Annotated in this window: 22 protein-coding genes, 2 pseudogenes and 1 riboswitch; of the genes and pseudogenes, 7 read left to right on the forward strand and 17 right to left on the reverse strand. The window is 56.4% G+C overall.

Annotation, left to right across the window (positions count from 1 at the left end):
* Positions 1–4 precede the first annotated feature (4 nt).
* The 5 genes from N1689_RS20975 to N1689_RS20995 all read right to left on the reverse strand — a co-directional run bounded on the left by N1689_RS20975 (position 5) and on the right by N1689_RS20995 (position 2,783).
* On the reverse strand, positions 5–235 hold the full coding sequence (locus tag N1689_RS20975; protein ID WP_094106184.1) for a hypothetical protein: 231 nt from the start codon (positions 233–235) through the stop codon (positions 5–7).
* A gap of 35 nt (positions 236–270) precedes the next feature.
* Positions 271–915: a DNA methyltransferase gene (locus N1689_RS20980; RefSeq protein ID WP_260060120.1), complete on the reverse strand. Its 645-nt coding sequence runs from the start codon at positions 913–915 to the stop codon at positions 271–273.
* A 327-nt stretch (positions 916–1,242) separates the two neighbouring features.
* Complete coding sequence (locus tag N1689_RS20985; RefSeq protein ID WP_260060122.1) at positions 1,243–1,581, reverse strand: hypothetical protein; 339 nt, start codon at positions 1,579–1,581, stop codon at positions 1,243–1,245.
* Positions 1,578–1,823, reverse strand: coding sequence for a hypothetical protein (locus N1689_RS20990; protein WP_260060124.1), 246 nt, complete (start codon positions 1,821–1,823; stop codon positions 1,578–1,580). The genes N1689_RS20985 and N1689_RS20990 overlap by 4 nt, the downstream gene beginning before the upstream one ends.
* 36 nt (positions 1,824–1,859) lie before the next feature.
* A complete protein-coding gene (locus N1689_RS20995) occupies positions 1,860–2,783 on the reverse strand; it encodes a DUF1281 domain-containing protein (protein WP_260060126.1) in 924 nt (307 codons plus the stop codon).
* 409 nt (positions 2,784–3,192) lie between these two features.
* Between N1689_RS20995 and N1689_RS21000 the strand changes: the two genes are divergently transcribed.
* From N1689_RS21000 to N1689_RS21025, 6 genes and pseudogenes are all read left to right on the forward strand, one after another.
* On the forward strand, positions 3,193–3,447 hold the full coding sequence (locus tag N1689_RS21000) for an XRE family transcriptional regulator (protein WP_260060128.1): 255 nt from the start codon (positions 3,193–3,195) through the stop codon (positions 3,445–3,447).
* A gap of 182 nt (positions 3,448–3,629) precedes the next feature.
* Complete coding sequence (gene umuD / locus N1689_RS21005; RefSeq protein ID WP_260060130.1) at positions 3,630–4,079, forward strand: translesion error-prone DNA polymerase V autoproteolytic subunit; 450 nt, start codon at positions 3,630–3,632, stop codon at positions 4,077–4,079.
* Positions 4,080–4,087: 8 nt separating this feature from the next.
* A pseudogene (locus N1689_RS21010) lies at positions 4,088–4,315 on the forward strand (DNA polymerase V subunit UmuC); the annotation flags it as partial.
* A gap of 73 nt (positions 4,316–4,388) precedes the next feature.
* Positions 4,389–5,372, forward strand: a complete 984-nt coding sequence (locus tag N1689_RS21015) for a tyrosine-type recombinase/integrase (RefSeq protein ID WP_010260799.1) — start codon at positions 4,389–4,391, stop codon at positions 5,370–5,372.
* 1 nt (position 5,373) lies between these two features.
* Positions 5,374–7,491, forward strand: coding sequence for a tyrosine-type recombinase/integrase (locus tag N1689_RS21020; protein WP_061060476.1), 2,118 nt, complete (start codon positions 5,374–5,376; stop codon positions 7,489–7,491).
* 125 nt (positions 7,492–7,616) lie between these two features.
* Positions 7,617–8,018: a VOC family protein gene (locus N1689_RS21025; RefSeq protein ID WP_010260801.1), complete on the forward strand. Its 402-nt coding sequence runs from the start codon at positions 7,617–7,619 to the stop codon at positions 8,016–8,018.
* A 133-nt stretch (positions 8,019–8,151) separates the two neighbouring features.
* On the opposite strand, the gene crcB is transcribed toward N1689_RS21025, so the two are convergent.
* The 8 genes from crcB to N1689_RS21065 all read right to left on the reverse strand — a co-directional run bounded on the left by crcB (position 8,152) and on the right by N1689_RS21065 (position 15,021).
* Complete coding sequence (crcB, locus tag N1689_RS21030; protein WP_010260804.1) at positions 8,152–8,526, reverse strand: fluoride efflux transporter CrcB; 375 nt, start codon at positions 8,524–8,526, stop codon at positions 8,152–8,154.
* A gap of 11 nt (positions 8,527–8,537) precedes the next feature.
* A complete protein-coding gene (locus tag N1689_RS21035; RefSeq protein ID WP_013199814.1) occupies positions 8,538–9,239 on the reverse strand; it encodes a 2,3-diphosphoglycerate-dependent phosphoglycerate mutase in 702 nt (233 codons plus the stop codon).
* A gap of 43 nt (positions 9,240–9,282) precedes the next feature.
* Entirely contained in the window at positions 9,283–10,572 is a 1,290-nt protein-coding gene (gene eno / locus N1689_RS21040) for a phosphopyruvate hydratase (protein WP_010260810.1), read from the reverse strand.
* Between the two features lie 15 nt (positions 10,573–10,587).
* Entirely contained in the window at positions 10,588–11,013 is a 426-nt protein-coding gene (locus tag N1689_RS21045; RefSeq protein WP_010260813.1) for a universal stress protein, read from the reverse strand.
* Positions 11,010–11,918, reverse strand: a complete 909-nt coding sequence (locus N1689_RS21050; RefSeq protein ID WP_010260815.1) for a DHHA2 domain-containing protein — start codon at positions 11,916–11,918, stop codon at positions 11,010–11,012. Before N1689_RS21050 ends, N1689_RS21045 begins: the two co-directional genes overlap by 4 nt.
* 78 nt (positions 11,919–11,996) lie before the next feature.
* Positions 11,997–12,066, reverse strand: a riboswitch (Fluoride riboswitch).
* 49 nt (positions 12,067–12,115) lie between these two features.
* Positions 12,116–12,715 (reverse strand): uracil-DNA glycosylase, encoded by a 600-nt coding sequence (locus N1689_RS21055; protein WP_010260817.1) that lies wholly within the window; start codon positions 12,713–12,715, stop codon positions 12,116–12,118.
* A complete protein-coding gene (locus N1689_RS21060; protein ID WP_010260819.1) occupies positions 12,712–13,872 on the reverse strand; it encodes a TDT family transporter in 1,161 nt (386 codons plus the stop codon). The genes N1689_RS21055 and N1689_RS21060 overlap by 4 nt, the downstream gene beginning before the upstream one ends.
* A gap of 150 nt (positions 13,873–14,022) precedes the next feature.
* Positions 14,023–15,021: a YncE family protein gene (locus N1689_RS21065; RefSeq protein WP_013199815.1), complete on the reverse strand. Its 999-nt coding sequence runs from the start codon at positions 15,019–15,021 to the stop codon at positions 14,023–14,025.
* A 231-nt stretch (positions 15,022–15,252) separates the two neighbouring features.
* On the opposite strand from N1689_RS21065, the pseudogene umuC reads away from it, so the two are divergent.
* Positions 15,253–16,308 (forward strand): annotated as a pseudogene (gene umuC, locus N1689_RS21070) (translesion error-prone DNA polymerase V subunit UmuC); the annotation flags it as partial.
* A 122-nt stretch (positions 16,309–16,430) separates the two neighbouring features.
* On the opposite strand, the gene N1689_RS21075 reads toward umuC, so the two are convergent.
* Genes N1689_RS21075 through N1689_RS21090 form a run of 4 tightly spaced genes read right to left on the reverse strand, consistent with a single transcriptional unit; the run spans position 16,431 to position 19,199 of the window.
* Entirely contained in the window at positions 16,431–16,763 is a 333-nt protein-coding gene (locus tag N1689_RS21075) for a hypothetical protein (protein ID WP_260060132.1), read from the reverse strand.
* A complete protein-coding gene (locus tag N1689_RS21080; RefSeq protein WP_260060133.1) occupies positions 16,760–17,215 on the reverse strand; it encodes a hypothetical protein in 456 nt (151 codons plus the stop codon). Before N1689_RS21080 ends, N1689_RS21075 begins: the two co-directional genes overlap by 4 nt.
* A complete protein-coding gene (locus tag N1689_RS21085) occupies positions 17,215–18,339 on the reverse strand; it encodes a ParB/RepB/Spo0J family partition protein (protein ID WP_260060134.1) in 1,125 nt (374 codons plus the stop codon). Before N1689_RS21085 ends, N1689_RS21080 begins: the two co-directional genes overlap by 1 nt.
* Positions 18,339–19,199, reverse strand: coding sequence for a ParA family protein (locus N1689_RS21090; RefSeq protein WP_260060136.1), 861 nt, complete (start codon positions 19,197–19,199; stop codon positions 18,339–18,341). Before N1689_RS21090 ends, N1689_RS21085 begins: the two co-directional genes overlap by 1 nt.
* Between the last annotated feature and the right edge of the window lie 904 nt (positions 19,200–20,103).

Here is a 20,103-nt window from a genome sequence, read left to right on the forward strand (position 1 = left end):
TCCGTTATTTCAGGTGGCCGCGCATCTCGGCAGCGCGCCGGTACAGCGCCACCAGTTCTGTATCAATCTGCTCGATCAGCATCCCGGCCATTTTCTGTGCCGGCGCCGCGCCGCGGAAAAGATGGCGCTTTGTCATGTCCCGTAACCGCAGGTGAAACTCGTAAAGCGATTCCTCTAGGTCGTTAATGTCGTCGGTAAGCTGCGCGTTTTCGGTCGTCAGTGTCTGGTCTGTCATGGTGCTGTCCTTATGGTCTGGTTACGGAAAATACGTTATGCGGCACGGGCGGCGCGCAGTTCTCCCAGGCGGCGCAGGCCGGCGGTGTGGTACTGCTCCAGCAGTTCGATACCGATCCAGCGGCGGCCGCATTGGTCCGCGGCGACGCAGGTCGAGCCGGAGCCTGCAAACGGGTCTAAAACCAGATCACCGGGCTTCGTGAAGGTTTCGATAAGCGGCTGCAACACGCTTACCGGCTTTTCGGTCGGGTGGTGCCGGTTGCCCGTGTACTGCCAGGGCATCACATCAGGTAAGGGCTTCGCCGGCAGCGGCGGGCGCCCTTTGGCCAGCAGGTAGGCGCTTTCATGCTGATACCCGACAAATGCCGATTTCGATGCATAGGTTTTGGTGAACACAAGGTGCCCGACGACGCGAAAGCCCGCCGATTTCCATGCCTGCATGAAGACGTCCACACGATTCCAGCCGTAGAAACTCACCGCCAGGCTGTTGTTTTTGAGCACGCGGAACATTTCGCGGCTGGCTGGCAGTACCCACTCGTCGCTCACGTCGTTAGCGATTGAACGGCCGGACCGGTCCTTAAAGCCGACGAGGTACGGGGGATCGGTCAGAATGAAGTCGATGCTGTTATCCGGAAAGCCGGCCATTATCTGTACGCTGTCGCCACGCATGAATCGGGACATAGTTATGTTCCTCAGTGTCAGGGGGCACCCCTGTGGTGCCGTGACCACCACAAAGACGGGCGTAAAGCGGAGCAGGCAGGGGCGGACGCGCAAGCCGCACGCGCCGCCGGAGCGGACTGAATGTCCCGCGCACGGCGGGGAACGGGTGAGCAGGACGGCGAAGCTTCCCTTGACTGCGAAGCGGCCCGGCTACAGTGAGGGCACGGCACTTTATCCCTGCCGGTTTCCGGCCGCAGGACGGGAAGCGGCAAAAGGAACGGAGCGAAGCGACATCCTTATCGTTAACCTTAGAGATGCCGCCGGTCGGGGAGGCATCGGGTGAAAATATCAGGGCCGGTAATCTTCCCACCGGCAGTCACTACCGTCACTGATGACGGGTGCATCCGGCGAACCGCTTATCTGCCACTCATCGAGAAAACACAGGCCACTCAGCGTCTCCGCCTCGCGTTCATCAAGCAGAATGATACTTTTGAGCCAGATGCTGCCCCGATCAAACTGCCAGTAGCAACCCTGAGAGCAGAGGGGGCGTTCCGGTGGCCACCAGTTTTCGCCCATCCTTTCGCATGCGGCTTCGGCCAGCGTAAAGTCCTGCCCGCTGAGCAGCATGTGGTATTCGTATGAGGTGCTGCCCACCTCTTCCTGATAACTGACCAGCCAGATATTCATTCAGTTTCCCTCCGGGCCTTCACGCTTTCTGCACAGTCGCGCATAAAATCCCAGCTGAGGCTGATATCAGCATCCAGCGTCAAGTCCGCCAGTTCGAGCGCTGCAGTCACTTCACCGGGCGTAAGCTCCGGGTCAATATCCTCAAAGTCGTCTGCCATCCAGATGTGGGCCACGCACGGGGTATCCGGGGCGAACCCCGACAGGCTGGCCATCAGGCCCGCAATGGTAAGTTCTCTTTTCATCATCCTGTCCGGCGGGGCTTACCCCGCCGCCTCCCGTCAGCCGCCAAAGTGTCCGATGTTGTTTACTATCCAGTCCGGTCCGATCACGCACGTAATGCCGTCCTCATCCTCCTCATCCCATTCCAGCTGACTGCTGAGGCTGTCGGTCAGTTCGCCGTCGCTGTAAAGGGCGAACCCGCAGAAGCTGCAGCCGCTTTCCGCGTACCAGTGCTCGACAGTCACACTAAAACGCTTGCTCAAAGCTTCAAATACCCGACCATCCGGCGGTGACCAGGGGGTATCAAAGTCCACCTCCAGAAAGTCCGGCCCGCAATCACCCACCTCCAGTGCGTAACCTCCTGGCCACTTCACGCCATACTGTGCGATATAAAACTCATAACCGCCGGGAATCCCGTCCAGCAGGCCACCGTTGAATCCATTGATTTCCACATCGAGGCGGGTAGGGAGCAGCAGGTGCATGTCAAACTCTGCCGAGCCGTCTGCAATAGCATCGCTATCACTAGTGCGGATCCAGAATTCACTCACCCTGCTCCCGCGCACGCCTGACCAGTCGAAAAACTTACGCTTCCATAAGCTATTCATCACCGCCTGTGCCTCATCATCCAGCACATCCCACTTGCGGCTTCGGATACCGGTGGCCAGCCACAGGTCGTGCAGCCGGTAACAGGTTTTGTCAGTCAGTTCTGCGCCGTCACGCAGCTGCGCGAGCCACTGTGTAAAGGCACGGTTCTCCGGCGTGTCTTCACCCGGCCCCGCCGCCGTCAGCGCCGGCAAAGGCGCATACGTTTCGTCCGTAACCGGACGCAGCAGCCCGGCGCAGCCCGCGAGGAACAACTGGATCCCCTCAGCTTCTGCCCGCATATACAGTGGCCGCACATTGCCCTCCATAAGCGCCCGCACATGGCTCACGTTCTCTGCCAGGCCGGTCACTCGCAGCCTGTTTGCACACCAGTTCGGCATGGTTATCTCCTCAGTCAATGGTTGCACGGCCTCACCTGCGCCGTGCCGACACAGCAGCCGGGCGCAAAGTGAAGCCGACAGGGGCGACACCGGAAGCCGCACGCGCCGCCGGAGCGGACTGAATGTCCCGCGCACGGCGGGGAACGGGTGAGGATGACGAGCGCCAGCGTCCCTTGCAGGCGAAGCGGCCCGGCTAACGTGAAGGCACGGCGCTGCCCGACGGCAAGGAGGGAGGTATTCCGGAATTTGAATGGCTATAACAGCTGTCAGACGACGCGAATTAATTACCTGCAAAACCGATAAAGAAAATCGGCGGCAAAAGGTGAGCTTAGTGAATATATGAATTGAAAAAAGTGCAATTTTTGCACTTTTCGAGAATAATACTTTTTCACTTAACGGAGGGAATTTAATGACAGGCTGGCAGCTTAAACTCTGGCGTAGGAGTCTGCTTTGGAAGAGGGAACGTGCAGCAGCTGAACTTGGCGTCAGCCTGCGTACTTACAAAGATTATGAAAATGCGGATACGGTAAAACGTTCGATAGCACTGGCAACCGTTACACTGTCACTAATTAACGTGTTGCCATCAATGCAAAGTCAGGAGATCAGCAGTGAAAGCATGGTGCGTTTAATTAACCAGATGATCAGCACTGTAGACGAAAAATAAAATACCAATATTTTCATGTACATGCTGAGCTATTGCATGATAGCTGTTTCGCTGTGCTTGTCACATAAATTTGCCTCCTCAATACTGTATAAATAAACAGTAATCAAAAGGAGGGAATTTTCTATGCATTATTTACTTAAACAGCTTCTGACCGCGTCTTATCACATCAGGAATACGGGACTATGAAACCGGCAATCTATGCTGAGGGCCTGACGGTTTTGTGGCCAGCCCTTTTCACGCCGCCTGTGAAAATCCCTTTATATGGCGAATACTGCCCCGCAGGCTTCCCTTCCCCTGCCCAGGATTACGTTGAAAAAGAACTCGATCTCAATGAGCTCTGTATTCGCAGAAGGGCGTCGACCTTCTTCGTCCGTGCCAGTGGTAACAGCATGCAGGATCTTGGCCTCTGTGATGGCGATGTCATGGTGGTTGATCGCGCCGAAGAGGCATCTCACGGTGATATCGTTATCGCAGAGGTTAACGGTGAATTCACAGTTAAGCGGCTGCAGCTTCGCCCGCGCCTTGCGTTACTGCCCATGAATCCGGCGTACTCCAAAATTTATCCGGAAGAACTGCAACTGTTGGGTGTAGTTACCTGGTTCTTTAGCAGCACGCGCGCGCGCCGGAGGTAACTATGCCCATGTTTGGCCTGGCAGACGTTAACTCATTTTACGCCAGCTGTGAGACGCTGTTCCGCCCGGACCTGCGCGGCAAGCCCGTTGTGGTTCTTTCGAATAACGACGGCTGCGTGATCGCGCGCAGCGCCGAGGCGAAAAAGCTCGGTATTAAAATGGGTGCACCATGGTTCCAGATTAAGACGCAGGATTTCGCGGAACGTGTTTATGTTTTCAGTAGTAATTACGCGCTTTAGTAAGTTACGTGGAATGCAACATTGATTGAGTAAACTTTGAACAGCAAAGCTGTTGTCAGAGGAGAATGCAATGCTGATTCCACCGAGTGAACACGTTCTGTTGCTGGCAGAGCGCTGGCTGCAACTGTTATCCGATCTGGGGCGGGCGCAGGCCACGCTAACAGCCTACCGCAATGCCCTCCGTCATTACTTTGCGTTCTGCAGCCAGAACGGAATTAAACCTGAAAAGGCGCGGTTTGAAGACCTGGCTGCCTATATTAGTCCTCAGTTACCCGGGATGCCTTTTTCCGCGGCCAGCGCCACGCTCCAGCTTCGCCTGTCGGCGATCCGCCTCTGGTATGACTTTCTCATGTACCTGGATCTTTGCACGGTCAATCCGCTGCCCCGATCCGGCACGCCCGGCATGCTGAGTTCCGGCCGGGGACTGGTTCCCCGCGTTGTAAAGCTGCCGCGCATTCCTGACGATGCGCAGTGGCAGTGTTTTCTTTATCATGCCGCCGCTTCCCCACTGCGTGACCGCCTGATGCTGGCATTAACCTATTACGGCGCGCTGCGTCGGTCTGAAATTACCTCGCTAAGTATTGACGACTTCGACTTTGCTCACCGGCTCATCCGCATCCGGGCAGAAACCACCAAGAGCCGGCGTGAACGAATTGTCTGTTACAGCCCGGCAGTAGTGCCAGTGCTGGCCGCGCACCTTATGCAGATGAAGCGGACCGGAATCGTAAGAGGTGCCCTGTTCCGTTCTGAGTCCGATCGTAATCAGGGCGGGCCGCTTTCATTCTGGACCTGGAGCAAAACGGTACGGAAATGGGCGCTTGAGTCTGGGATGCCGGACATCTCAACCCATACCTTCCGGCACCTGCGACTCACACACCTTGCCCGCGCGGGCTGGAAGTTGCACGAACTTGCCACCTATGCAGGACACCGCGACCTGACCACAACACAGATTTATATTCATCTTTCTGGCAGGGACCTGGCTGCCCGGATGGCTGGCGCGATTGAAACGGCAGATATCAGGATGGCGAACCTCATTTTCAGAACAGAGAAATAACATGAGCCCACACACACCGATTGAAAACAGCCGGCATCCGTTCGACATGACTGAATACCGGCTTGAGGCGTCACTGACCCTCGCTGAACGGACGGCACTGAGCAGCGCTCACAGCCGGTCCCGTATGCTGCGAACGAAGCCGGTGCCGGACCTCATCAGGCCGCTGATGGACATTGCCGCCGGAAGCGGATGCGGCAGCAAAATCACGGGGCTGGTGATAGCCGGATTGCTGCGCGAAATGCATGCAGACGGCATGCCCTGCTGGTGCTGGCCGCAGGAACGCTGGCTGACGCTGTGCCGGGAAGTCAGGGAGGGCCGTCCGTTAATGGCCGCTTTTGCCTGGCATCTGGCTGATTTGCATGACCCGCTCAGCCTGCCTGATATACGTAAACCCGCGCTCTATGCTTCTGCCATCTTCGGCCAGGCTTTTTATCACCAGGAGCTGGACCGGCTGACTGATACGCTGACGTCGCTGGGTTATGCCCCGACCAGCCAGAAAAATCATGTCTCGGGTATACTGGCAACACTGATGATCATGAACAGGGATCCCCGGCTTGAAACGTTTACGCCTGAACTCCTCTGGCGCGCCCAGAGCGGGACAGACAAGGGAATATCCCGTTACGTCGGCCGCGTTTCACATGCACTTGCCGCACTGGGGATTATCAGCGCCCCGGTGAGGATGCGAAACTATAAAAAATGGTACGAAAAGCCGGTCGAAGGCGTCGATCCGGCCTGGGTGCACTGGTGCCGGCGCTGGCGGGAAACGTCGGTGCTCAGGCCGCGCACCCGTGAAAGCCAGTACAGCTTTATTCTGCGCTGCGGCCTCTGGCTGAAAAAGGAGCATCCGGAGGTTCGGGAACCGGCAGACTGGACAATGGAAACCTGCGCCAGCTTCATTGCGGCGGTAGGCCGGATGAACGTGGATGAGCTTCAGCTGGGCACGGAAAGGGGCACCGGCAAATCGGTGCGCTCCGGCGAGCCCATGATGCCGCATTCCAGGGCGCATTTTATCTATTCTCTGCGCCGTTTTATGATTGATTACGAAAACTGGGGCTGGGGGCGCCTGCACTTCAGCCCTGCCCGCCATCTTTCCACACCGGATACGCCGCTGTTCCGTCGCGGCGTCAATCCCCGTGTTATTGACGATCCGGTCTGGCTGAAGCTCATCTGGGCCAGCCTCAATCTGCGTCAGGAAGATCTGCTCACTGAAATACATTATCCACTGGCCATGCTGCAGGCAATGGCCGTCATCTGGACCCATGCGGGGGTAAGAAAGAACGAACTGCTCCGCCTGACAACCGGGTGCATCGCGCCGCAGGCGGACGATATCGTGAAGGACGACGGAAGTATCATCCCGGCAGGAACCCTGTGTTACCTGCATATCCCTGCCGGAAAAACCTCAAAAGCCTTTGTTAAACCGGTGGCGGCCGTGGTGAAAAAATACGTCGACATATGGCTGGATGAGCGTCCGGCAGAACAGGCTTTGCTCGCTGACGAGCGAACCGGTGAGAAAGTCCGGCTTCTGTTTCAGTACCGGGGTAAGCCTGCCGGCAGCGCTATCCTCAACCGCACCGTGATACCGATGCTATGCGCAAGAGCGGGCGTGCCTTGTGAAGACAGTGGCGGAATGATAACCAGCCACCGGGGGCGGGCCTCAGCCGTGACCGCGCTGGCGAGCGTACCGCAGGGCATGTCGCTGTACGAACTGATGCAGTGGACGGGCCATTCAACGCCCCAGTCTACAATGCACTATCTTCGCATCCGCCCGACTCAGCTGGCTGCCTCGTTCGTCAAAGCCGACAGGGTCGCTCATATGATAAGCGTGCTGGTTGACCACGATCCTGAAGCCGCCAGCCTGTCCGGGCCCGCGACCTACTACGATCTGGGCGACTCATACTGTACGAACCCCTTCTGGAGCAGTTGCCCGCACCGGATGGCCTGCATCGGCTGCGATTTTAACCTGCTGAAGGATAGCGCGCGCGGGCTGATACTGGAGAGTAAAGCATCCATCCGGCGTTACCTCGAAGAGGTCCCGCTCACTCCCGATGAGAGAGCCATACTGGAGCAGGATGCTGAAAAGGTTGAGCAGGCTCTTACAAGATTGGGCCCACAATCCTGACTGCTCAGATGCTTACAATGTCAGGTCTGAGGGTATCAGTGCAGAATCAGTACAGATAACTGAACGCCGTATTTGATATAAAGCTGATTATAACGGGCGTAATGCCGTAACTGATGGAGCAGCAGATGAGAAAACAGAAGCGATGTATGGGATACGTGGCGGTCGTGGTCGATGACTACGATCGTGCAATTGAGTACTACACCGATAAGCTGGGCTTTACCCTCATTGAAGACACGCCGCAGCCGGGTAAGCGCTGGGTCGTGGTGACGCCGGCCCCTGACAGCGACTGTGCTATTCTTCTTGCCCGCGCGTCGAACGACCGGCAGGAAGGCTTTATCGGCAATCAGTGCGGCGGACGGGTTTTTCTGTTCCTGCAGACCGACGACTTCTGGCGCGACTACAATGCTATGAAGGCAAAAGGCGTCCACTTCTTTCAGGAGCCACGGGAGGAAGAATACGGAATGGTTGTCGTATTTGAGGACATCTACGGCAATCGCTGGGACCTTTACCAGAACAGGCAGGCCTGAAATTCTTTCACAGCAGCGCCTCAGGTGTACGGGAAGCATTACAAGCGTAAACCCTGTCAGGTCTGGCCTGCAGAGAGCGCTTCTGAACAATATACCTCAGTGCAGCGGTCACTGCACTAAGGTCTCCCTCGGGTTAACCACACAGCGTCATGATATAAAATCCGGCCGCCGTCATGGCCAGCGAACCCAGCACGTGTATCAGCACCGAGGCGGCTGCCCAGGCATAGCTGCCGGACTGCAGCAGGGCAAAAACCTCAGCCGAGAACGTGGAGAAGGTCGTCATTCCGCCACACAGCCCGGTGGTAATGAGCAGCCGCCAGGCCGGATCGAGGCCGGGATGGCGCAGAAAATACGCCAGCGCCGCTCCGATGATAAACCCTCCCAGCAGGTTGACCAGCAGCGTCCCCGGCGGCAGGTCCGGAAAAAGCGCGTTCAGGCGCGCGCCCAGCTGCCAGCGGATAACACACCCTAAAGCACCGCCGGTGATGACAGCAAAAAGCTGATTCACGTTCACTCCTTTTATTTTTTTATATTCAGAACATAACGGGAAACGACCTGTGCGGCCGCATCCATCTGGTATACGGCCGGCACGCCGGTCGGGATATGCAACTGTGCCAAGCTGTCGTGTGGCATGCCGTCCAGGAAGGCGGCCAGGGCGCGCAGCGTGTTGCCGTGCGCCACGACCAGAACGGTACTTCCGCAGAGTATCTGCGGCATCACGGCGTGCTGCCAGTAGGGCATGACGCGACGCAGCGTCATTTCCAGGCTTTCCGTCGCAGGCAGGTCGGCCAGCGCAACGCGGCTGTAGCGCGGGTCCCGACGCAGCTGCGCCGGAGCCCCTGCGTCCGCGGGGGGAATGCCGCTGAAGCTTTTGCGCCAGAGCCGGACGGTCTCTGCACCCATCATCCGGGCAGCCGCTTCCTTGTTCAGCCCCTGCAGCGCACCGTAGTGCCGCTCGTTCAGCCGCCAGTGTTTGTCCACGGGCGTCCAGCTGCGGCCAAGACGGTCCAGCACCCGCCAGACCGTGTGAACACAGCGCGTCATCACCGAGGTGAAGACCCGATCGGGCAGCAGGCCCGCGTCCCGCAGCACGTCACCGGCCCGGTCAGCCTCCTGCCGCCCCCGGTCCGTCAGCGGCACGTCTGTCCATCCGGTAAAACGGTTTTCCCGGTTCCACTGGCTTTCGCCATGGCGCAGGAGAATCAGCGTTGAAGGTGCCAAAGACTGTGCTCCTGTGCCGGCCGCTGGCCGTCCGGTGGATCTGTTACGTGCGGCGCACAAACGCATGAAGCCCCGCATAGTGAGCGTCCTCACCCAGCGCCTGCTCAATGCGCATCAGCTGGTTGTACTTTTCCACGCGTTCGCCGCGGCACGGCGCACCGGTTTTCAGGTGTCCCGCGCGCAGGGCTACCGTGAGGTCGGCAAGAAATGTGTCCGTCGTTTCCCCACTGCGGTGGGACATGAACGCGCCCCACCCGTGCCGCTGGCAGAGCGCCACGGCGTCCAGCGTTTCGCTAAGCGAGCCTATCTGATTGAGTTTAATCAATGCGGCGCTGGCGAGGTTTTCGTCAATGCCGCGCTGGATGTACTTCACGTTGGTGACAAACAGGTCGTCACCAACCAGCTCGGCCCTGCCCGCAAGCTGCTGGTGCAGATGCTTCCAGCCCGACCAGTCATCTTCTGCCAGGCCGTCTTCCAGCAGAATGACGGGAAACTGGTCCATCAGCTCGCCGTAGTACGCCGTCATTTCCGCCGCGCTCAGCGCACTGCCCTCCGTGCGCAGATGATATTTTCCGTCTGCGAAAAACTCACTTGAGGCAGGGTCCATGCAGATGCTGATGTCTTCTCCGGGCCTGTACCCCGCCTTCTCAATGGCCTGCACGATAAACGCCAGCGGGTCGCGGTTCGACGATACGGCGGGCGCAAAACCGCCTTCGTCGCCGACTGCCGCGGACAGGTTCTTGTCCAGCAGGATCTGGCGCAGCGCCTGGTAGACCTCGCTGCCCTGACGCACGGCCTCGCGCAGCGTGGGTGCCCCGTGTGGCGCTATCATGAACTCCTGAAAGTCCGCGCCCTGACCGCGGGCGTGCACGCCGCCGTTGATAATGTTCATGCACGGTACGGGCAGCAGGTTCGCCTGCAGGCCCCCCAGGTAGCGCCAGAGCGGCTCGTGCGAGGCCTGTGCCGCCAGCCGGGCAACCGCCAGCGACACGCCCAGAATGGCATTGGCACCCAGCCGACTCTTGCTCTGCGTACCGTCCAGCGCCAGCATGATGTTATCCAGCTGACGCTGCTCGCGCACGTCCCTGCCGCGCAAGGCTTCGCAGATTTCCGTATTAACCGTCCTGACAGCATCCAGTACGCCTTTACCGCCAAAACGGTGTACGTCGCCGTCGCGGCGCTCAGCGGCCTCGCGCGAGCCGGTGCTGGCCCCGGAAGGCACCGAGGCCCGCGCCATCATTCCGTCCACGGTCCGGGCTTCGACTTCAACGGTGGGGTTGCCGCGAGAGTCAAGAATTTCACGGGCGGTCACGTTATCCAGTGTAAAGCGCATAGAGTTTCTCCCGGTTCAGTCATTCAGGTGAGTGATAAGCACATCCACCGTGAGGTGGTTAATGTATTCCGCCGAGCGGGACGTCAGCATTCCCATAAAGCGGTTTCGGTGCCCGGCAAGCACGAGGTCCACGCCCAGCTCAGCGATGCACTTCTCCACGTCCTCAAAGCGGCGCATGGTCACCAGCTCCCGCATGTCTACCGTCTCAGGCACGGAGGCCGCCAGCTCGCTCATAAACGCTTTGGATTTCAGCACCTCTTCCGACACGACGTCGTCCATCAGGCTGTCGGACACGTAGTTCATTTCCCGGTAGTCGTCGCTGATGTGGGCCAGGGTGATTTTCATGCCGAGCGGCTGCGCCAGCGCGACCGCCCGCTTCAGCAGGAGGGTGCCGTCGTCTTTATCGTTCACAAGTATCAATGCATGGGTGTAGCAGGTCATAATGAACTCCCGTTCTGGTTGAGGCGGGACTCAAGCCACGGCAGAAGCTGTTTTTTGCGGCTGAGCATACCCGGTACGGAGCAGGAGGCCGCGTTAACGCTCTCCCGCCCGGCGAAATAAAGCGTTGAAAACCCGGCCCGGATGTCGGTCAGCATCAGCACCGCCAAACCAGCACCCGACTGGTCTGCCAGATACGCCAGGGCAGCGAGCAGGTCGTCCATCACGGTGGCAACCTGTGACGGGGAGCTGACCTCAATCTGGGCGATGCGCACGTCAGTGCCGGCAATGACGAAGGCCTTGAGGTCCCTGTCCAGCAGCAGCTGTGCGCTGAGGCCGCTGACGTCAGTTTTTGCCGTAAGGAGGTCACGGGCGAAGGCTCTGCGGTTTACGCCGGACAGTACGCCCAGCTCGGTAGCCGAACGGATATCGTCTTCGGTCGTGGTGGGCGAGCGAAGATTCACGGTGTCGCTCAGGAGTGCACCCAGCAGAAGAATGGCAAGCGTCGGGGGCAGCGTGCGTCGCGCTTCAGCGTTCATAAGCAGCCACAGCAGCGTGGCGCTGCTGCCAAGCGGGCGTATGTGTACCTCCGGCGGCAGTTGCGTTATCAGTCCGCCCAGCCGGTGGTGGTCAGTGATCCCCACGATGTTGCTCCGGAGCAGGTCGTCAGGTCCCTGCGCCGGCTCGGTGAAATCGACCAGCCAGACCCGTTCATCCTGTAGCGGAATATCAAGCCGTGGCGGCAGCGTGAGTCCGGCGGTGTCAAAGATAAAATGGGTTTCGCGGTTAGCTTCGCCAAGACGCCATGCGCGGGCGTCCATGCCGCGCCCGGTCAGCCAGTGCGCGGTGACGAAGGCCGTGCAGATGGCGTCGCTGTCAGGATTGATGTGGCCAAAAACGTGTATCACAGGTCTCTCCCCGAAGAGGGAAGTACGCAGGCCGGGAAGAAAGTAAGGACGGCCTGACGCACCTCCTGAAAATCAAGAGTCGCATCAGGCGTCATCAGCTCCGGAACGGAGCGGTTGGGAAAGGTGGAACGCCATCACCTTGTCATATGAGTATAGAGCCGGTTGCAAAACCTGTCAGTATTATTCTGCTGGCGCCCTCAGCCTGCCAGCGCAGCCCGTGCCTCGCAGAGTACCCGGCGAATGTTTTCCGTCACCGCCGGACTCGTGCAGAGCGAAAGCGGACTGGGGTGCGGCATCGTCAACACGGGGACGCCGGGGTACAGATGATTGACCGTCCCGCGGGCCTGAGCCGCTACGGCACCGGCCAGCACCACCACGCGCAGCGCGGGCAGATACGCCAGCACGTCCTCAAGCAAGGCGCAGCCTCTGCGGATGTCCGCCGCTGACGGCCGTTTCTGCAGCCCGTGACTGACCCAGGGCACCGTATTCCACAGCACGCTGTCCTGACGCGAAATACCGGCTTCCGCCAGAAACCGCCCAAGGTTCTGCTGGGCCGGCCCCGGGTTATCACGCGACACAAACCGCGGTGACGGGCTGCTGCGCGCCGGCGACTGCAGCAGGACGAGCAGTCCGGCCCTAACCCCGCCGTCAGCCGGATCAAACCACGGCAGTTCTGCACCGGCCTGACGCTGGCCGCTGACCCAGCGATTCAGCGCGGCCACATGCGGCGCGGTGACTGCCGCGAGGCATTCCTCGCGTAAAAACGAGTCCTGCATCGATGTGCTGGTTTCACTCACGGCTTCCGATCCAGGCCTGCCAGACAGGGAGAAACAAACAGTTTACCGCTCCATGCCCCACGCACTGTTTTCACCGCGACAAGCAGCCACATGGCCGCCAGTATGACGACAAGAAGCGCACCGAAGCCTTTAAAGAATGCGAGGTCAATCAGGGTAGACAGCTTGAGCGTGGCCACGGTGTACACGCCCAGCGGGAAGGTAAAGCCCCACCATCCAAGGTTGAACGGGATGCCTTCACGGAAGTATCGCACGGTTATCAGCGTGGCCAGCAGCATCCACCACAGGCCGCAGCCCCAGAAGAGAATGCCGGCAACGAACCCCACGCCCTGCGCGATGTGACCGATTTCCGGCATGCCCGCCGCGGCAAACACCCCGGGCGCATCTCCGCCGATGACCAGCATGCCGAGCGAGCCGGTGCCAATCGGACCCAGCGCCAGCCAGCTTGAGGCCGCCATGCTTTCGTGCGGTAGCTTGTGCAGCGCCATACGCAGCAGCAGAATGGCGAGGATGCTCAGCGCCACCGGCACGGAGTACGCCCACAGCACGTAGCTGGTAATAATGATGCCGAGCTGCGCGTGTGGGGCAGCAATGTGCGGCGCCAGCAGGCCGCCGCTGACCGCCGCGACCTCGGCTGCCACGACCGGCAGTAACCAGACGGCAGTCATCTGGTCAATACTGTGCTGCTGCCGGGTAAACATCATGTAGGGAATGCACACGCCGCACAGCAGCGACATCGCCACGTCCAGCCACCACAGGGCGTGTGCCACCTGAATAACGTCTGCGCCCCAGCGCGGAAGACCGAACGCCAGCAGGCCATTGATGATGGTCGCCATGCCCATCGGGATGGTGCCGAAGAACATGGACACGGTTGAATGGCCGAAAATGCGCTTTGCCTCTCCGAAGTACATCACCCAGCGGGCCAGATACATCACGGCAAAGACGCTGAACAGGAGGATGTTAAACATCCAGAGCCCCTCGGCGACAAGGCGCAATCCCGGAACCTGCCAGGGGAACTGCGCCAGAGACAGCGACAGGATGCCGGTCCCCATGGTCGCGGCGAACCAGTTAGGCGTGAACTGTCGTATGGCCTCTTTCGGGCTGCTCAGCGCGCTCAGCGGACGCGCACCGTTATGCAGGGTGAATATTTTATCGTTCATGCCGGAATCTCCTGAGTAGACAGAAAGATTATAGGCATGTCAGAGTAAATCTTTAAAACAGGTTATTTAGCTAAAATAAATCTATAAAAGTGATTAACCACCCCACTTTGCGAAGGATCGTCACTGCGCTGGAGTAAGGGAGGTTTCGCGTCAGGTCTGCGGCGGGCTTTTAATCGTGGCCATGACACGGTTCTTTTTCAGGTCAACCACCGCAATGCTGAGGTCTTTATTCAGCACCCACGCGCGGGTACCGTCCTTGTTGAAGACAATCGCCTGACGGGGCGCATCCAGTCCGGTGACGGTGGACACCACCTTACCGGCGGCGGTATCAATAACGGAGAGGCTGTTGTCGCCAAGGTTGCCGCTGTAAACATAGCGGTTATCCGGCGTCAGCGCGGCACCGTAAGGGTCCTGACCCACGGGAATGGTTGCCGTAATGACGTGCTTTTGCGTGTCAACCACGGCGATTGTGTTGCTGCCGCTGTTAGCCGCGTACAGTGTGCGGCCGTCTGCGCTGACAGAAATGGCGCGCAGCTTGCTGAAGCCGGTTATCTCGCCGCGAATGTCGCCCGTCACGGCATCAACCAGGGTAATTTTATCGCCCTTAAAGTTGGTGACGTAGACGGTTTTGCCGTCCGGGCTGATTTTAATGCCCTGACGGGGCTGGGCAAAACCCGTCACAACTGCAATGGGCCGGTCATGTGTAAGGTCATACACCGAGAGCGTGCTGGCGGCCTCGTTATTCACATACAGTCGCTGACCGTCACGACTTATGGCCGTGCCGAATGCCCCGGGCCCCAGCGGCAGCGTGGCCGCCACGTCAAGCGTCCCGGTGCTGATTTTTTTGACTACGCCGAGACTGCTGTCAGAAAGAAATATGGCCTTACCGTCCGGAGAGAAAAGTGCATTACGGGGGGTGACGTAGCCCTTCATCACCTTTCTGACTTTCCCGGCAGCCAGATCATAGACCACCACGTCTGAGCGCTCACTGTAGGACGCCACCGCCGTTTTTTCATCGGGACTGACAGCAAGGGAATTGTTGTGGATATCGCCGTCAAACGTCCAGCGCGCTTCTGCAGCACCTGCGATGGTACTTATGAGGAGAAATGCCACCGCGGTCAGTCCCGGGATTCTGTAATTTTTTATCATTATTTCTTCCTGCATAAAGTGAAAGATAAAAGCGCATTGCCCGATTGAGGGCTTCAGAATAAGCATGGCAGATTAAATCCCGGCGGGGAAATCGATTTTCCGGCTATGTCTTACCACCCGTCAACTTTCCTCCCTGCCAGTAAGCATACCGAAGTGGTTCAAGGCTGAATAATTCCTGTTCAGAAAATAAACTTCAGAGGAATGGTAACTTATTTTTTTGTTTAAATTGCATTCCACATAAATCATAGCCTTAGCCAGAGAGTGATGACGGCTCTGGAAGAAATGACACCCCGCGTGGAGCAGTATTCAATTGATGAAATGTTCCTGGACCTGACCGGTATCGACGGCTGCGAAGTCTTTGAACATTTTGGCCGGCGCCTGCGCAGGCATGTGCTGGCTACAACCGGTCTGACAGTCGGTGTGGGTATGGGGCCGACTAAAACGCTCGCAAAGAGTGCTCAGTGGGCGAGTAAGGAATGGCCACAGTTCCGTGGTGTGCTGGCGCTGACGCCGGGAAATATCCGGCGTACCGAAACACTTCTCTCAAAACAGCCTGTGGAGGAGGTCTGGGGAGTTGGAAGACGTATCGGTAAACGGCTTAACCTGATGGGGATCAGTAATGCCCTGCAGCTGGCGCACGCGCACCCTACCCTTATCAGGAAAAACTTCAGTGTTGTGCTTGAGCGGACTGTCCGTGAGCTGAACGGTGAATCCTGTATCCCACTTGAAGAGCTGCCGCCTGCTAAGCAGCAGATTTGCTGTTCAAGGTCTTTTGGTGAGCGCATTACCTCTAAGATACTTATGCAGCAGGCGCTTTGTCAGTATGCGACCCGGGCCGCTGAGAAGCTAAGAGGAGAACGTCAGTTCTGCAGGCGTATCAGCATTTTCATCCGGACCTCGCCTCACGCAGAGAATGAGATTTTCTATGGTAATAGTGCCGGCGAGAAGCTCAGCCTGCCGACTCAGGATACACGCGACATTATCGAGGCCGCTATGCGATCACTTGACCGTATCTGGCTGGAAGACCGCCGGTACATGAAAGCCGGCATCATACTCGATGACTTCACTCCAAATGGCGTCAGTCAGCTGAATCTTTTTGATGATGTGCAGCCGCGGGCTAACAGTGCGCAGCTTATGAAGGTGCTGGACGGTATCAATCAGTCCGGGCTGGGAAATGTATGGTTTGCAGGGCAGGGGGTTAGCACAGAGTGGAAGATGAAACGGGACATGCTTTCTCCGGCGTGGACAACGCGCTGGGATGATATACCAGTGGCTCGCGTATTATGAAAATATAAGAGCACAGACTTCCGGTTGTTCGTAATATCCGGCATGCCCCTGCCGGATATCCTTTTACTGTTAAAGCTTCTAAGAATCAGCGGTAGGCCGCACTGCAGATTTCGCATGCGAAATCAGGCTTCTCGTTTAAGCAGAACCTTCACTGTGTCAGTCAGGCTGTAATGTTGTTTTGACCAACGTCCACGCGAAACGCTGCCCATTACAATAGTCTCGTTTTCCGGGACGCTATCGTCATAATACTGGATTTCAATGATGCCTGATTCCTTCAAAGCGGCGGCAACTGAACGGATGTTTGTACGGATATAACCACTTTGTTTCTCGAAATCATCAAGATTCAGGCCACTTAGATTTTTATCAAGCCCGTCAGCAAGCGCAAACACAAGCCGCGAAGCCAGTGACCGTCTTCCGGTATCAGCTAAAGCGTTATCAAGTTCAGTGAAAGTCATTCTGGTTTCACAGCCATTTTCTTACGCACCCGGTAATGCTGGTCTTCCTCGATCGCTGCAGCTATCCAGCCCGAAGCAATATTCAGGTCGATATCCGCAGGCAGACTCTCTGACAGTCTGTCCAGATTCACACCAGGTGACAGCTTTAAGATGAGGGACGCAAAGCCAGCCCATTCTTCATTGCTCTCGGGGCGCCATCCTCGTTTGAGAGTCAGGTCAAACGCGGCCAAAGCTGCCCACAGAGGAGGCTGTCTGCGTTTATTCCACTCACTCAGAGCAGCACCAGGCACAGCAAGTTCTCGCGAAATGATATTCAGACCTCGCGCATGTTCGGTCAATGTTCTGGCTGCTTCAGCTGCACTTCGATCTTCGTCTTTTGCCCATCTGTGCACGATACTCCCGCGGAACTGGGCAGATAGCTGCTGAAAAGGTGTTAATGAGTATGCTGGCATTATTCAGACCTCAGGCCTAAGAACTCTACATCGCTGGCGCGCACGTATAATTCACCTTCAGCGGTTTTAAGCCATATAAAACCAAATTCATCGGGCATCTTATGAAGCAGGACAGTCACTTCAGTACCGTTGAACTTCACTACTGGAATTAAAGGGAGTGGTACATCAGCGACCTGATACTGGTTTTTTTTATCTCTGGAAGAAGTACTACCAGATTCAGTAGTAAGAGCTTTCGCATGCGAAATCCCAGTTTCATTATCTGGCTGGAGAACATCATCACCGCCCTGAGATTTCGCATGCGAAACCTTAGTCGGTGCTTTACTGACATCACGCCCCTTCAACCGATCCAGTTCCTTTTTGACCTGGGCCCGGGTCAAGGTGCTGCCAGCGTTATGCTTTTCAATCAGTCGGTCTGAGGCACCTGAATCTATGTTGTCGATCTGAATCAGTGTGTAAGCAAGATCTACGTCAGAGATAGATTTATTTTTCAGCAGGGCCTTTATCTTTTCAGGTGCAGAGCCAATACGGATATGTTTGCTGACAAAAGCTGTAGGCTTGCCGAGTGAGCGGGCGATTTCCTCTCCTGTCATATTGAAGTCTGTTTTCAGCTGTTCAAAAGCCAGCGCGGTCGCCAAAGGCTTGAGCCCCGATTGCTGCAGGTTCTCGATAAGCTGCCCCATGATGCGCTGCTTTTCATCTTTCGGCGGCCGACCGACATAGATATCAATAAATTCATCACCGCGCTTTTTCATTGAGCGGATACGCGTAGCGCCAAACCATACGCGGTAGCCCTTACGGTCTTTCGGAAAACAGCGCGGCGGCGTCAGGTTACCGAACTCACTGAAGGACTCAACCATGCCGGAAATGACCTCCTCGTCAAAGTCATCTTCAGGACGAACCTGCTCGACCTCATAAATCTCATCCGCTCTGACGCGCACGATCTGCCCATCAGGCTCCAAACCAGGACGGGCAATTTCTGCCCGAATCTTTGATGCTTCTGGCGTTCCAACCGGAGCAGGTGCATTACGGGCTGCTACACTTGCGGCGACTTCAGGCATGGTGCTTACAGCCGGACCGGAAGTTTTAAGCGCGTTTAATTTCTTCTGAAACTTACTCGCAGCCATCAGTGAACGCCCCGTGTCAGTTCAACAATCTTTTTACTCAGTTCCAGATACTGAAGCGCAGGCTTGCTTGATGGGGAGTACTCTTTAATGGTCATGCCCAGCTCAATGGCTTCTTTGGCTAGATTTTTTACCCATGAGATATAAGCCAGCACTGTTTCCGGTCCGTAGTTTTTCTCCTGCAGGATGTCAAAAAGACGCTGCAGGTTTTCTGTCTCTACAGCGGTCAGATAGCCATCGAGGAGAGGCTGATTGTAGTTCTGAACATTTGCCTGGGTGATATAGGTTCCCAGGTATTTAAGCTGCGGGTTGTAGTTTTTACGAATACGTTGCATGTACGACAGCTGCTTTCCGACGCCAATACGTGATGATTTCTCCAGAAGAGTTGGGATCAGCAGATAATCAGCAACAAGATGAGAGGCAATCAGAAGGTTGTTATATTCTGGCGCCGAGTCGATAAAAATGTAGTCGTAGTGCTTACGCAACTCAGTGATGCGTTCTTTAAAATCGAAGATACAGTCCTGCGGACGATAGTTGATTTCATGCAGTTCGTTGGTCGAACCGATGATGTGGCGTCCATCTGGCAGCACATGAGGATTAACTTCTGTATCAGGGAAGAATAACTGGTAGGCATTTGCTTCGCCGGGGGTGAAGGTATTACCCAGCGGGTCTTTATCGATAGAAAGCGGCAGCGCATCTGGAAAGGTCCTTTCCGTCAGCCCGGATGTGGTATCGAAATCAATCATGCATGTCTGCATTCCCATGACCTGCAGGTTGTATGTCAACTCATTGGTTGACTGAGATTTGACGACGCCACCTTTCTGATTTCCAACAATGATGACAATTCCTGCTTTTGCTTCCATAGCTACATCCTCAAGATTTCGCATGCGAAATAATTGTGATGGCTCGTCGCTGACTGGAGTACTTCATTGGCTGAAGGGGATAGGCTCCATTGAGTCTGGCGTTTCGCCGTAATGTCAGCCGGCTACCCGGTGACAAGCTCAGTATGCCAGGCCTCAAATAAAGAATCAACAATGATTCTTTACAATTAGTATCCCATGCGAATTTAAATTCATTGCACCTTCAGGCTACGGCTTTAACTGCTCATCAAATCGTGGAAGTAATTCAGGAGATTCTGGGCATTTGACATAAAAAAACCTCCTGTCCGCTTTAACGAACAGGAGGTTTTATCAACGCCTTACTTCAATCAAAAAGATAATCACGCTGAGGGCAACACGAATTGCCTTGAGTGTAGTGATTAACACTTCCATAGACGTCCTCCTTTCATTCAAGGACATTGCAAGGCGCAGCCAGCCTAGTTTCCCGCTGCGCTTTTCCGTGTTGTTTTACAGTGTACAGACAACACGTAAAGCTTTGTCTAAGTGGGGCTGTGCATCCCGCCAGAGATGCGTTGGGCAATTTTTAATATGTGCGCTCATGTTCAGTCTGCCTTGAAAGGAAGGGGCAGATTCGTTATTCTTTGCGACACAGTGTACAGACAACACGTTCGGTGAAGTCTGAGGAATGCGAAAAGCGATGTCATGCTCCTAACATTCCGGAAACAGGATCAGCCCGCCAGCTGGTCCTTTTTTTTGCGTCAGCTGAATCTAACTTCATCTAAACACCAAGCAATTACTACATGCAGGCTTTTTACAAAGCGATCCCACTACATCTGGACATATTTTAGTAATTTACGGCCGCTTAACAAGAGCAAAAAATGATGGCTGGAGGGGTTGTAATTCTTGCGAAATTTCTTAGCCCACGCCT

Source organism: Pantoea sp. XY16 (genome assembly GCF_025153065.1).
GTDB lineage: Bacteria > Pseudomonadota > Gammaproteobacteria > Enterobacterales > Enterobacteriaceae > Pantoea > Pantoea alfalfae.